Origin of the sequence: Pseudomonas sp. PS01303, from assembly GCF_029959385.1 — a bacterium.
Classification (GTDB): Bacteria; Pseudomonadota; Gammaproteobacteria; order Pseudomonadales; family Pseudomonadaceae; genus Aquipseudomonas; species Aquipseudomonas rustica.
The window spans coordinates 1-12,934 of sequence record NZ_JASCPK010000161.1; the positions used below are offsets into that span (position 1 = coordinate 1).

Genomic DNA, 12,934 nt, shown 5'->3' on the forward strand with positions numbered 1-12,934 from the left:
GTGTGAGCCTGCTCGCGATAGCGGACTACCATTCAAATCATATGTTGCCTGACTCACCGCAATCGCGAGCAGGCTCACTCCTACAATGGTTCAGAGGTGCACACAAATAATGTGTTCAGCACAAAACCCTGTGGGAGTTTGGCTTGCCAGCGATGGCGGTTTCGAGTTCAGCCGATCAACCGCGCCGTACCAAACAATCTGACGCGCACCTGCTCGCCGTCGATTGCTTCCAGCAAAATGGGTGCCGTGCCGCCGGGCATGACCACCTGCACTTCACCCGCTTCAACCCAACCCACCCGCCATGCCGCACACGCCACCGCACTGGCACTGGTGCCTGATGACGCCGTCGGCCCTTCGCCACGTTCGAAGACTCGCGCGACGATGCGTTGCTCGGAATCGCGTGCCGCCCATTGCAGATTGATGCCCGCCGGACACGGGTCGCCAGCGCCGCTCGGCATGGCGTAGGCGATCTGTGTCAGGCCTTCATTCAGTGGCGACTCACGCATCTGCTCGTTACTCGGCAACGCCGACTTGTCGCCAAGCAGCGTCACGCAATGTGGATTGCCGATGCGCACAAATTGGCTGTGCTCCCAGGTCGGATCAAGTGCTGCCAATGGCTGAATTCTGCTGACCTCCCGGCTATTGAAATCAACACTTTCAACGTTCTGCGCACCCACCGCGCACGGCCCAAAATCCGCTTGACCGAGATCGAGCCAGAAGCCTCGCACACCTTCGACTTCGGCAGGTTTCACCGACGTTTCCACCGCGTCACCTTTGTCGTGATGAACGCGCAACAACGCGCCCTCCTTCGGCAGCAATCCGTGCTCGGTCAGCGCTTTGGAGAAAATCGTCAAACCGTTGCCACTGCGCTCGGCGAGGGTGCCGTCGGTGTTGACGATCAGCACATCGAACGGCGGCGAGGTCTGGAACGGGCCGATCAGCAGGCCGTCGCTGCGGTGGGATTTGCTGTTGGCTGGGCGCTGGCCATCGGGCCAGTCGCAGCAGCGTTTGATAGCGGCCTCAGTCCAGGACTGGCGCAAGGATGTGCATTCGGCAGCGCTGGCAGGCAGATCAATGCCCGCCTCGCGCAAGGCTTGCGGCGAAACCACACCGTAGATATTGCCCCGCGCATCATAAAACTGCGTCATCACTCGTAATCCCCGCAACCGAAAAAACCAACTGTAAACCGCATTCCCCTGTAGGAGCTGCGGAACGCTGCGATCTTTTGATTCTGATCTTGAAAACAAAGATCAAAAGATCGCAGCGTGCCGCAGCTCCTACAGGAGAAGGTAGGATGTCGTCTGTACTTCCTCGAATGACGGGCGATCGAACCTCGACGCCGTATCACTGTCCTTCGGGGACGCGAAGTTTTTTGCCAAGGATCGATATGACCAGCCTCAACGCCCAAGCCACCTTCGTCCCCGGACGCCTGCAACAGATGTCCACGCGAATCGCCTTTTTCATCGCCGGGCTCGGCATCGCGGCGTGGGCGCCGTTGGTGCCGTACGCCAAGGCGCGCGCCGGGCTCGATGAGGGCACGTTGGGTTTGCTGTTGTTGTGTCTGGGCGTCGGCTCGATTCTGGCAATGCCGCTGGCGGGGATTCTCGCCACACGCTTCGGCTGCCGGCGCGTGGCCACGGGCGGCACGTTGTTGATCTGTGCAGCGTTGCCGTTGCTGGCGACGGTCTCATCGATCCCTGCGCTGGTTGCCACGTTGTTCATGTTCGGCGCCGGACTCGGCACGGTGGATTCGACGGTCAATCTGCAAGCGGTGATCGTCGAACGTGCCAGCGGCAAGAACATGATGTCGGGCTTTCACGGCTTGTTCAGCCTCGGCGGGATCGTCGGTGCGGCGGGCGTCAGCGCCCTGCTCGGCCTCGGCCTGACGCCGCTCGCCGCGATGCTGGTGGTGGTCGTGGTGTTGATCGCCGCGCTGTGCAAATGCGTGCCGCACATGCTGCCTTACGGCAGTGAAAGCTCGGGCCCGGCATTCGCCATCCCCCACGGCATCGTGCTGTTTATCGGCGGGATGTGTTTCATCGTCTTCCTCACCGAAGGCGCGGCGCTGGACTGGAGCGCGGTGTTCCTGGCGCAGGAACGCGGGATCGACACGGCCTATGCCGGATTGGGTTATGCAGCGTTTGCGTTGACCATGACGGCGGGACGCTTGATGGGTGACCGGATTGTGCGGATCGTCGGCGCCACGCGGATCATTCTATTTGGCGGTTTGTTGGCGGCGGGCGGTTTGTTTCTGGCGACGTTCGCACCGAGCTGGGAAGCGGCATTGGTCGGGTATGCGCTGGTCGGCGCCGGTTGCTCGAACATCGTGCCGGTGCTGTACACGGCGGTGGGCAAACAGACGGTGATGCCGGAAAGCATCGCGGTGCCGGCGATTACCACGTTGGGCTATGCGGGGATTTTGGCGGGGCCGGCGGTGATTGGCTTTGTCGCGCATGCCAGCAGTTTGAGCTTTGCCTTTGGGCTGATGGCGGTGCTGTTGGTTGCCGTCGCGATTGGCGGGAAAGTCTTGAAAGTCTGAAGCAAAAGATCGCAGCCTGCGGCAGCTCCTACATGAGATCGTTCCCACGCTCTGCGTGGGAATGCCTCAATGGACGTTCCGCGTCCGCTTTTGGACGCAGAGCGTCCCTGGCTGCATTCCCACGCGGAGCGTGGGAACGATCAGTTAAAAACCAACGCTGGCCTGCACAAAGAACGTCCTTGGCGCGCCCACATACATCCCCGAATTGTTATCGCTGGAGCGGGTGAAATACTGCTTGTCGAAAACGTTCTTCACCCCCGCGCCCAACTTCAAATTCGACACCTGCGGCCCGAAGTCATAGCCGCCACGCACGTTCCAGGTCACGTAACCCGGAATGTCGCCGTACTGCCCGTCCGCCGTGCCCTCGGTGATGTAGTTGCCGTTGAAGCTGCCATCGGCGTTGACACCGGTACCCGGCGAACGCTGTTTCGACTGGGCAAAGCCGTCGATGTTGTACGTCCAGCGGTTGATGTCGTAACGCAAACCCACCGTCGCCACCTGACGCGAATAGAACGGCAGATCACGGCCCTTGAAGCCCGGAATTTCACCTTCATAAGTCGCGCGGGTGTAAGTAAAACCAGCGTTGGCAGTCAGGCCATCAAGGCGCGGATCCAGCGCCGCCATGTCGTAATGCACCGACGCTTCAAGGCCCTGGTGTTTTGTCGCACCGAGATTCGTCCAGCCGACATCGTTGCTGATGTATTGCAGTTCGTCATCGAAGTCGATGTAGAACAGCGTCACTTCACCGCCCCACACGTCATCGTTGTAGCGCGTGCCGATTTCGTAGGTCTTGGCCTTTTCCGGCTCCAGACCGTTGGCGGTCTGGTCACCCGAACCGCCCTGCCCCAGCTGAAAATACTGCAGGCTGCCAAACGACGTTTCGTAGTTGGCGAACAGTTTCCACGCGTCCGACAGGTGATACATCACGCTCAGCGCCGGCAGCGGTTCGTTGCTTTCGATGCTGCGGTTTTTCTCCGGCACGCGTTTGCCAGCGGTGTCGAGCACGGCGCGATCATGCCAGTCAGTGCTGATGTGTTCGAAGCGAATGCCGGGCGTGATCGTCCAGTTGCCGACGTCGATTTTGTTATCGACGTAGACCGAGTTGGCCTCGGTGCCGCCGGTGCGATCCTGGAACACATGACCGTCAGACGTCGGCGTTACGACAGGCTGATTGTTGACCAACGCCAGACGACTCGACTGCTCGTGCATCGCTTCTTTCAAATAGCGATAACCGACGCTGACTTCCTGGCTGGTCGGGCCGACATCGAAGACCCGCGATACCCGTGGTTCGATGCCCAGCGTGTAGTAGGAACGCGGGTACGAACTGAGGGTTTTCTGATCGCGGGCGGCGATGGTGCTGCCGCGAAAACTGTCGGTGTAATAGGTCAGCACTTCGGCTTGGGTGCGTTCGTCGATCTGACGAATCCACTTGAACGACACGTCTTTGCGGCGACCACTGAATTGGTCGTAATCGCGCACCGAGTCATAGGGTTTGTCGTCGTACTGCTTTTGCGTCAGACCGCCGGGCATGTCGGCGCTGGCGTCGTAGTAGTGAAAGTTGAGGCTGAAGTCGTCCTGATCGGTCGGCGCCCAGTGAGTCTTGAGCAGCACGTCGTCGATGTCGTTGCCGTTGTTGCGCTCGCGGTAACCGTTGCCATTGACGCCGGAATACAACAACGCCACGCCCATGCCGTTGTCGGCGGTGCCGCCGAGGAACGCGGTGTCGATGTGTTTCCAGCCGCCGTACTGGGTGGTTTCCAGGGTGGTACCGATTTCACCGGTGGCTTTTTCCGGGATCGCGCGGGTAACGAAGTTGATCACGCCGCCGACGTTTTGCGGCCCGTAACGCACCGAACCGGCACCACGGACGACGTCGATGCTGTCGAGGTTGCCCGAGGAAATCGGTGCCATCGACAGTTGTGGTTGGCCATACGGCGCAAACGCCGCCGGCACACCGTCGATCAACACCGTGGAGCGCGGCGACAGGCGCGACGTCAGACCACGCACGCCAACGTTCAACGAAATATCGCTGCCGCCGGTGCCGTTGGAATCCTGCACCTGCACGCCCGGCACACGCTTGAGCACGTCGCTGACGTTCATCGCACCTTGCTCGACCATGGCTTCGCGGCGAATCACCGTGCGTGCGCCGGGGTGGTTTTGCACCACGGCGGCGTCGGCATCACCGAGCCAGTCGCCGACTACTTTGATGTCGGTCACGCCCAGTTCGAGCGGGCCGTTGGTCGCAGCGGAAGTCGCAGCGGGCGACAGCGTTACCGAGCCTTCGTTGATCTGATAATCCAGACCGCTGCCTTGCAGCAACTGACGCAGCGCCTGCTCCGGGGAGATGTCGCCATCGACGGCCGGGGCTTGTTTGCCGGCGACCAGATCAGGGCTGAAAAACACTTGCAGCGAGGTTTGCTGGCCCAGTTCGCTCAGCGCCTGACCCAATGGCTGGGCGCGGATATGAATCGCTTCACCGGCAAACGCCAGCGGCATCGCAGCGTTGACCGCGAGCGCGAGGGCCAGCGGCAACCAAGGGGATTTTTTATTGTGGGCAGTGGTGGTTTTCACGTCGAACGTAGTCCTGTGGATCGCAAGAGTGTGCGGCTGTTAATGCAAACCAGTTGCAGTTGAACAGGAAGACGATGAACTCGAAAAAAACCTGAATTTTATTTTGAAATTATTTCCTGACTGCCATCCGCATGGGTGCGAACGGCCACTGGCAGGATGCTCGGCAAGGCTTTGAGCAAGGCTTCGGTGTTGTCGGATTTGAACACGCTGGTCAGGCGCAGACTGGCCACCGCAGGGTTGCTGACGGTCAGCGGCTTCTCGCGATAACGCGATACTTCCGCCGCCACTTCGCTGAGGCTGGCGTTGTTGAACACCAGTTTGCCGCTGCGCCAAGCGGTGAGTTCTGCGGGGTTGACCGCATAGGCGGCAGCGACTTTGCCTTGGGCATCGACGTAGGTACCGAGGCCTGCGGTCAGGCTGATGAAGTCGTTGTCCGGCGCATTGTGGCCCTGCACTTTCACCGTGCCCTGCTCCACCGCCACGCGGGTTTGCGTGACGTCGCGGCGCACATCGAAACGGGTGCCGGTGACCGTGACCTTGCCGCTGCCGGCCTCGACCACGAACGGTCGCGAGGTGTCGTGCTCAACGCTGAACATCGCCTCGCCTTCGCTCAATTCGATCAATCGACGATCTTTTTCGAAGCGCACCTGCAAGCGGCTACGGCTGTTCAGATCGATCACCGAACCGTCCGGCAGCGCTACGTGTTTGCGCTCGCCCAACACGGTGCTGAATTCGGCGCGGTAACCGCCCGGATGATTCAAACCGCTGAATAGACCGAGGCCGAGCGCCACTGCCACCACACTCGCGGCCACGGCATAACGCAACAACGGACGTCGTTCGCGGCGCGTCGGTGGAGTTTCAACCAAGGCTTTGAGGCGTGGCGCCGGCAGTAAATCAGCGGCCGTCCACAGGCCTTGAAGCAACTGGAATTCGTCACGGTGCTGCGGATGCTCATTCAGCCAGGCGTCGAAGCGCTGCTGCTCGTCGGCACTGACCACCGGCTCCTGCAAACGCACAAACCAGCGAGCCGCATCATCGCGCACCGTTGTTTGCCCGCACGCGCAATCACGAGTATCCATCATGGAATGTCCTGTCCGGCCGGGAATATAAAGACACACAGCCCCCTGTAGAAGCTGCCGAAGGCTGCGATCTTTTCAACGACACACACCATCACGACTGCAACCCGTCCAGTCGATCACGCAAATGCCGCAGGGTGCGGATCATATACTTTTCGACCATGTTCTTGGACAGGTCCAGGCGTTCGGCGATTTCCGCCTGGGTGAGGCCTTCGATCTTCTGCCAGACGAAAATCTTCCGGCAATTGACCGGCAGCTCACTGAGCGCGCGCTCGATGGAGTCGGCCAGCTGGATCGCATGCATGTAATGCTCCGGGTCGCCGGACGACGACGCACTGTGATCGATCGCCTCCGACTCCATGGCACCCCGCCGATCCTCACGCCGATAACCGTCGACCGCGATATTGCGTGCGGTCTGATGCAAATACGCCCGAGGCTGCTGCACCGTCGCCGAATCCGATTCGAGCACCCGCACAAAGGTGTCGTGCGCCAGATCCTCGGCCTGCGCGCGATTGCGCAGGCGACGAGTCCAGGTGCCGATCAACTCTTCGTAATGCTCGAAAAAGCCGGGTCTGCGGGGACGCATGGGGTATGGGCGGCGTGCTGAGGAAAGGGGCGTGAATAGTAATGCTTCCTATTAACCCCGGCAATTCATTCCGTTGCCTGCGTACATTCCCCCTGTAGGCGCTGCCGAAGGCTGCGATCTTTTGACTTTGTATTTAAAAAAACAAGATCAAAAGATCGCAGCCTTCGGCAGCTCCTACAAAGTGATCATTTAGCGGCTGACTTTATTGTCAGGAGCAACGCCAGGGCGCTGCACACGATCAAGGTTTCGCCAAGCGCCTGAGACCAACCGGCAAGCATCAACCCCGCGCCAATCAACAGGTAATAGAACAGCCCCAACAACGCCCCGGCGGTACCCAATCGATCCGAATAATCGACCAGCGCCATCCCCAGAATATTCGGGATCGCCATACCGAACGCCAGCACGATCAGCAACATCGGCAGCACAAACGCGGCGCTGTCCTGCAACCACCAAACGCCAATGCCACCGAGCAAACCGCTGACAGCCGCGAGGCGAATCAACTGCATCGCTGCGACCCCGGCTTTTAACAAACGCTTGTTGAACCACGCGCCAAACCCCGAGCCCAGCGCGAGGATCACGCCGCTGTAGCCGAACAACGTGTCACTCAAGCCCAGCCGCTGAAACTGGAACGGCGCGAGGCTGTAGTAGCTGAACAGGGCGACATTGAAGGAGGCAATCCACAGCGCCGAACGCCAGATACCCAGGTCTCGCAACATGCGCCCAAGGGTTTCAAACAGACTCACCTGTGGCAATTGCTCCGGCCGGGTTTCCGGCAGGGTGTACATACTCCACAGCAAGAGCAGCACGGCAAGCACTAGCAAAGCGCCGAGGACACCGCGATAACCAAAGGCCTGCACCAGACTGGCACCGCTGAACAAACCGATCGCCGGACTGGCCGCCAGCGCGATGCCCATTATTGAAAAAACCTGCGCGAGTTCCGTGCCCTTAAAGCGATCGCGCAATACGGTTTGCGTCACCACCGAGCCGACCGCCGCACCAAACGCCGCCACCGCCTGAACCGCTAACAACCCGGTAAAACTGCCAACCCGCAAGCCGATCACCGTCGCCAATGCATAAATCGCCAGCCCTGCAAGCATCGTCGGACGCCGGCCGATGCGATCGCACAACCGGCCCCACACCACCACGCCCACGGCAAACGCGAGGAAATACACCGACAAGGTTTGCGCCGCCGCTTCGGGGCCGACGTCAAACACCCGTCCGATATCGCCCAGCGCCGGGCTGTACAGGGTTTGCGCGATCTGCGGAAACATCAGCAGCGCGATCGCCAGCAGCAACAGATTTCTGTTGTTCATACTTCGTGTCTCCTCAAGTAAACCGCAGAGGAGTTTAAGAAGCGGCGACTGGCGTATTATCCGAATCCTGCCAACTTATCGCTAAAATCGGACAACCCATGGCCTGGCTCGATGCTCACGCAACGTTTGACGCTGACAGTTACCGCGCGCCGGTGATCGGCATCGCCGCAACCCTGGGTGATCACGATTCCGGCCTGCATCAACATCAGCGCGGGCAATTGCTGTTTACCCGTCAGGGCTGCACGCGCATTACGCTGGCCCAGCAATTGTGTCTGTTGCCACCGTCGCGGGCGGCGTGGATTCCGCCGGGCGTGAGTCATCGCGCGGTGATGCAGCACAGTGTCGATTACCGTTCGATCTACCTGACTGCCGAACTGTGCGCCGAGCTGCCGCAGCATGTCTGCGTGATCGAAGTCAGCCCATTGCTGCGCGCCGTGCTGGAGCCGATCGCAACAGCGGATTTCGACACCGATTGGCAACAGGGCAAATTCGCCCATTTACTCGGTTTGTGCCTGAGCGAAATCGCCGAAGCGGCGCAGCAACCGATGTTGTTGCCGCTGCCTCGGGACAAGCGTCTGGCGCCGCTGCTGACTAAGCCGGAACGATTACCCCCCGAGATGCAAACGCTCGAACAACAGATCGGCGCCAGCAGCCGCACGATCGGGCGGATCTTCCAGCGCGAAACCGGCATGAGCTATCAACAATGGCGTCAGCAATGGCGGTTGATGCGCGCCATGGAATTGCTCGCCACCGGGCGCAGCCTCAGTTATTGCGGGTTCGAACTGGGTTTCGCCAGCGACAGCGCGTTTATCGCTTTCTTCAAATCAATGACTGGCAGCACACCCGGACACTGGCTCAAATAAACAACTGACGATCGGCATCCGAAATAAATTGCCAGCAAATATTACCTGCGTCATATTACGGCCGTAATAACGAACCATTTGCGCAGGTATTCCGCTATGACCAGCATGCCCACCCTCGAACCTGTTGCGGTGAAGGCCAAGCCTCCCCTGCTTAAACGCGTGCTGCTTGCGGGCGTCGGTTTACTCGTGCTGATTTTCGCCGGCGTCTACGCCGTGCATTGGTGGGGCGCTGGACGTTTTCTCGAAGAGACCGACGATGCCTACATCGGAGGCGACGTCACGGTGATCGGGCCGAAAGTCGCCGGTTACATCGACGAAGTGCTGGTCAGCGACAACCAGCACGTCAAGGCCGGCGATGTGCTGATCCGTCTCGACGCGCGCGACTACCGCGCCAATCTGGCGAAAAGCGAAGGCGCGGTCGCCGCTGAAGAAGCGCTGCTGGCCAACCTCGACGCCACTGAACAATTGCAGCAAGCAGTGATCGGCCAGGCCCGCGCCGGCATCGATGCGGCGGGCGCCGAAACCGCGCGCTCGCGTGACGACAACGCCCGCTACAAACGCCTGGTGACGACCAATGCCGTGTCGGTCGAAAGTGCGCAACGCGCCGACGCCACCTTCAAAACCGCGCAAGCCTTGAGCGCCCGCGCCCAAGCCGAACTGCTCGCCGCGCAACGCCAACTCGCGGTGATCGATACGCAAAAACAACAGGCCCGCGCCGCCCTTCAGCAGGCTCGCGCCGAACGTGATCTGGCGCAGTTGAATCTCGGCTACACCGAATTGCGTGCGCCGGTGGATGGCGTGATCGGCAACCGCCGCGCACGGGTTGGCGCTTATGCGCAGGCCGGTTCGCAACAACTGTCGGTGGTGCCGGCCAGCGGCTTGTGGGTCGATGCCAATTTCAAGGAAGACCAATTGGCGCGGATGAAACCCGGCCAACGCGTAAGCATCCGCGCCGATGTGCTGTCCGGTCAGGAATTCCACGGTCGTCTCGACAGCCTCGCTCCCGCCACCGGCTCGCAGTTCAGCGTGTTGCCGCCGGAAAACGCCACCGGCAACTTCACCAAAATCGTTCAGCGGGTGCCGGTGCGCATCCTCCTCGACCCGGCGGACGGCGTGCTCGGCCACCTGCGCCCGGGGCTGTCAGTGACAGCAGAAGTCGACACCCGCGCCCAGCCTGAAACCAGCGCCGTGGCCGTCGCGCCATGAGCGCCGCCACCCTCGCCGCCCCTGCGCAACCGTTCAACGCGGCGGACATGGCCACCGCGACCAAGGTATTCGCCTTCGCGACGATGTGCATCGGCATGTTTATCGCGTTGCTCGACATCCAGATCGTCTCCGCGTCGTTGCGCGATATCGGCGGTGGATTGTCCGCCGGCACCGATGAAACCGCGTGGGTGCAGACCAGTTATTTGATCGCCGAAATCATCGTGATTCCCTTATCGGGCTGGCTGTCGCGCGTGTTCTCGACGCGGTGGTTGTTCTGCGCGTCGGCAGTCGGTTTCACCCTCGCCAGTCTGCTCTGCGGCATCGCCTGGAACATCCAGAGCATGATCGCTTTTCGCGCCCTGCAAGGGTTTCTCGGCGGCTCGATGATTCCGCTGGTGTTCACCACCGCGTTCTTTTTCTTCACCGGCAAACAGCGAGTAATCGCAGCGGCCACCATTGGCGCGGTTGCCTCATTGGCGCCAACCATGGGCCCGGTGATTGGCGGCTGGATCACCGATATTTCATCGTGGCACTGGCTGTTCTACATCAATCTGGTGCCGGGGATTTTTGTCGCCGTGGCAGTGCCAATGCTGGTGAAAATCGACCAACCGGAATTGTCGCTGCTCAAGGGCGCGGACTATCTGAGCATGGTCTTTCTCGCGCTGTTTCTCGGCTGCCTCGAATACACCCTCGAAGAAGGCCCGCGCTGGAACTGGTTCAGCGACCAGACGATTCTGACCACGGCGTGGATCAGCGGGCTAGCCGGACTGGCCTTCATTGGCCGAACCTTGCACGTGGCCAATCCGATCGTTGATCTGCGTGCCTTAAAGGATCGCAATTTCGCCCTCGGCTGCTTCTTTTCCTTTGTCACCGGCATCGGCCTGTTCGCGACGATTTACCTGACGCCGCTGTTTCTCGGCCGGGTGCGCGGCTACAGCGCGCTGGACATTGGTCTGGCGGTTTTCTCCACCGGCGTGTTCCAGATCATGGCGATTCCGCTGTACGCCTTTCTCGCCAATCGCGTCGATCTGCGCTGGATCATGATGGTCGGCCTGGGCTTGTTCGCGGTGTCGATGTGGGAATTCAGCCCGATCACCCACGACTGGGGCGCGGGGCAATTGATGCTGCCGCAAGCATTGCGCGGAATTGCTCAGCAACTGGCAGTGCCGCCGGCGGTGACATTGACCTTGGGAGGGTTGGCGCCAGCACGCTTGAAGCATGCGTCGGGCCTGTTCAACCTGATGCGCAATCTCGGTGGAGCGATTGGGATTGCGGCGTGCGCGACCATCCTCAATGACCGTACCAACCTGCATTTCACGCGGTTGGCCGAGCATCTGAACAGCAGCAATGAGGCGATGAATCAGTGGCTGGCGCAGGTCGGCGGCAACTTCGCCACGCTGGGCCAGAGCGGTGACGTCGGCGTCACCGCCAGCCTGCGCCAGTTGTGGTTGCTGACGTACCGCGAGGCGCAAACGCAAACCTACGGCGACACCTTTCTGATGATCATGGTCTGCTTCGTCATCGCCACAGCGATGGTGCCCTTGATGCGCAAGGTACAACCACCGGCCGCGCCGAGTGCGGATGGGCATTGATCATCACCGCAGCCCTTGTAGGAGCAAAGCTTGCTCGCGAAATCGTCGTCACAGTCAACATCAGGGTTGAATGAGCAGCCGCTTTCGCGAGCAAGCTTTGCTCCTACAAAGGGCTGTGTTGGGGTTTAGGCTTGCGGGGTTTTGCGGAAGCCGACGGCCAGGCGATTCCAGCTGTTGATGGTGCTGATTGCCACGGTCAGGTCGACCAGTTCTTTCGGGGTGAACTGCGCCGCGACGACTTCGTAATCTTCATCCGGTGCGTGGGTCAGGCTCAGTTGGGTCAGCGATTCAGTCCACAGCAGCGCGGCACGTTCGCGGTCGCTGAAGAACGGCGCTTCACGCCATGCGGTCACGGCGAACAGACGACGCGGGGTTTCGCCGCCCTTGATGGCATCGGCGGTGTGCATGTCGATGCAGAAGGCGCAGCCGTTGATTTGCGAAGCGCGCAGCTTGACCAGTTCAACCAGGGTCTTTTCCAGTGGCAGTTTGGACACGGCGGTTTCGAGGGCGATCATCGCTTTCAGGGCGTCAGGGGAAGCGGTGTAGAAATCGGTACGAGCTTTCATGGTGAGTATCCGGGGGGCGAGTGAATGTGTGACTACGTTAGTCCCGGCGCGTGGTTCGGCAAATAGCCAATATTCCAGAAGAACAGTAGGCCACTTGGCCACGCGATCGACCGCTGGTCAGCCGACCGGCACCAACGCTCAAACGCGTCAGACCAATATCAGGTAAATCCCCTTTTTGGAGACGTACCATGAAGACGCGCACTTTCACTTCATTATTGCTCGCCGGCCTGCTTGCCACGGCCTCGGCCGCCAGCTTCGCGGCCAACGATGGCGCTGACGCCACTGGCACCAAATCCGGCGCCACCAGCGGCTCGACCATGCCACCGGACAACACACCGGGCGCGCCTTCTGGCGGCAACGGATCCGACGGCGCAGGTTCGGGCACCGGTACTAATGGCGGTTCCAGCGGTTCGGGCTCAGGCGCGGGCGGCGGCACCGGTTCGGCCGGCGGCGGGACTGGCGGTGCGGGCGGTGGCACAGGCGGCTGAACGAACAAGAGCCATCCGTGGTGATCAACCCATCACCCAATCAACGCAACACCCCTGTGGGAGCGAGCCTGCTCGCGAAGGCGTCGTGTCAGATAAACAATTTTCACCTGACACACCGCTTTCGCGAGCAGGCT

11 protein-coding genes are annotated in these 12,934 nt (G+C 60.7%); 5 read left to right on the forward strand and 6 right to left on the reverse strand.

What is annotated here, in order from left to right; all coding sequences use genetic code 11:
* Positions 1 to 167 precede the first annotated feature (167 nt).
* The gene (locus QMX93_RS26645; protein WP_282358508.1) at positions 168 to 1,148 is read right to left on the reverse strand and encodes a diaminopimelate epimerase; all 981 of its coding nucleotides are present in this window, start codon (positions 1,146 to 1,148) and stop codon (positions 168 to 170) included.
* Positions 1,149 to 1,387: 239 nt separating this feature from the next.
* Here QMX93_RS26645 and QMX93_RS26650 point away from each other — a divergent pair, with 239 nt between their 5' ends.
* Positions 1,388 to 2,539, forward strand: a complete 1,152-nt coding sequence (locus tag QMX93_RS26650) for an MFS transporter (protein WP_053121948.1) — start codon at positions 1,388 to 1,390, stop codon at positions 2,537 to 2,539.
* A 144-nt stretch (positions 2,540 to 2,683) separates the two neighbouring features.
* On the opposite strand, the gene QMX93_RS26655 is transcribed toward QMX93_RS26650, so the two are convergent.
* The 4 genes from QMX93_RS26655 to QMX93_RS26670 form a co-directional block, all read right to left on the reverse strand.
* On the reverse strand, positions 2,684 to 5,110 hold the full coding sequence (locus tag QMX93_RS26655; RefSeq protein ID WP_282358509.1) for a TonB-dependent receptor: 2,427 nt from the start codon (positions 5,108 to 5,110) through the stop codon (positions 2,684 to 2,686).
* Positions 5,111 to 5,208: 98 nt separating this feature from the next.
* Entirely contained in the window at positions 5,209 to 6,192 is a 984-nt protein-coding gene (locus QMX93_RS26660; RefSeq protein WP_282358510.1) for a FecR family protein, read from the reverse strand.
* 88 nt (positions 6,193 to 6,280) lie between these two features.
* A complete protein-coding gene (locus QMX93_RS26665) occupies positions 6,281 to 6,772 on the reverse strand; it encodes a sigma-70 family RNA polymerase sigma factor (protein WP_282358511.1) in 492 nt (163 codons plus the stop codon).
* A 185-nt stretch (positions 6,773 to 6,957) separates the two neighbouring features.
* Positions 6,958 to 8,085 carry an MFS transporter gene (locus QMX93_RS26670; RefSeq protein ID WP_282358512.1) on the reverse strand — a complete coding sequence of 376 codons (1,128 nt, stop codon included), beginning with the start codon at positions 8,083 to 8,085 and terminating at the stop codon, positions 6,958 to 6,960.
* A 98-nt stretch (positions 8,086 to 8,183) separates the two neighbouring features.
* On the opposite strand from QMX93_RS26670, the gene QMX93_RS26675 reads away from it, so the two are divergent.
* The 3 genes from QMX93_RS26675 to QMX93_RS26685 all read left to right on the forward strand — a co-directional run bounded on the left by QMX93_RS26675 (position 8,184) and on the right by QMX93_RS26685 (position 11,746).
* Positions 8,184 to 8,948 carry a helix-turn-helix transcriptional regulator gene (locus tag QMX93_RS26675; RefSeq protein WP_282358513.1) on the forward strand — a complete coding sequence of 255 codons (765 nt, stop codon included), beginning with the start codon at positions 8,184 to 8,186 and terminating at the stop codon, positions 8,946 to 8,948.
* Positions 8,949 to 9,044: 96 nt separating this feature from the next.
* Positions 9,045 to 10,154: an HlyD family secretion protein gene (locus tag QMX93_RS26680; RefSeq protein ID WP_282358514.1), complete on the forward strand. Its 1,110-nt coding sequence runs from the start codon at positions 9,045 to 9,047 to the stop codon at positions 10,152 to 10,154.
* Positions 10,151 to 11,746, forward strand: a complete 1,596-nt coding sequence (locus QMX93_RS26685) for a DHA2 family efflux MFS transporter permease subunit (RefSeq protein WP_282358515.1) — start codon at positions 10,151 to 10,153, stop codon at positions 11,744 to 11,746. The genes QMX93_RS26680 and QMX93_RS26685 overlap by 4 nt, the downstream gene beginning before the upstream one ends.
* Before the next feature lie 125 nt (positions 11,747 to 11,871).
* Here QMX93_RS26685 and QMX93_RS26690 read toward each other — a convergent pair whose 3' ends face one another.
* Positions 11,872 to 12,312: a carboxymuconolactone decarboxylase family protein gene (locus QMX93_RS26690; RefSeq protein ID WP_053121963.1), complete on the reverse strand. Its 441-nt coding sequence runs from the start codon at positions 12,310 to 12,312 to the stop codon at positions 11,872 to 11,874.
* 188 nt (positions 12,313 to 12,500) lie between these two features.
* Here QMX93_RS26690 and QMX93_RS26695 point away from each other — a divergent pair, with 188 nt between their 5' ends.
* The gene (locus tag QMX93_RS26695) at positions 12,501 to 12,800 is read left to right on the forward strand and encodes a hypothetical protein (protein WP_282358516.1); all 300 of its coding nucleotides are present in this window, start codon (positions 12,501 to 12,503) and stop codon (positions 12,798 to 12,800) included.
* The last annotated feature ends 134 nt before the right edge of the window (positions 12,801 to 12,934 follow it).

Coding starts and splice junctions, on each gene's coding strand:
- QMX93_RS26690 (WP_053121963.1), bottom strand. CDS start 12,312: ATGAAAGCTCGTACCGATTTCTACACCGCTTCCCCTGACGCCCTGAAA.
- QMX93_RS26675 (WP_282358513.1), top strand. CDS start 8,184: ATGGCCTGGCTCGATGCTCACGCAACGTTTGACGCTGACAGTTACCGC.
- QMX93_RS26670 (WP_282358512.1), bottom strand. CDS start 8,085: ATGAACAACAGAAATCTGTTGCTGCTGGCGATCGCGCTGCTGATGTTT.
- QMX93_RS26695 (WP_282358516.1), top strand. CDS start 12,501: ATGAAGACGCGCACTTTCACTTCATTATTGCTCGCCGGCCTGCTTGCC.
- QMX93_RS26680 (WP_282358514.1), top strand. CDS start 9,045: ATGACCAGCATGCCCACCCTCGAACCTGTTGCGGTGAAGGCCAAGCCT.
- QMX93_RS26650 (WP_053121948.1), top strand. CDS start 1,388: ATGACCAGCCTCAACGCCCAAGCCACCTTCGTCCCCGGACGCCTGCAA.
- QMX93_RS26660 (WP_282358510.1), bottom strand. CDS start 6,192: ATGATGGATACTCGTGATTGCGCGTGCGGGCAAACAACGGTGCGCGAT.
- QMX93_RS26665 (WP_282358511.1), bottom strand. CDS start 6,772: ATGCGTCCCCGCAGACCCGGCTTTTTCGAGCATTACGAAGAGTTGATC.
- QMX93_RS26645 (WP_282358508.1), bottom strand. CDS start 1,148: ATGACGCAGTTTTATGATGCGCGGGGCAATATCTACGGTGTGGTTTCG.
- QMX93_RS26685 (WP_282358515.1), top strand. CDS start 10,151: ATGAGCGCCGCCACCCTCGCCGCCCCTGCGCAACCGTTCAACGCGGCG.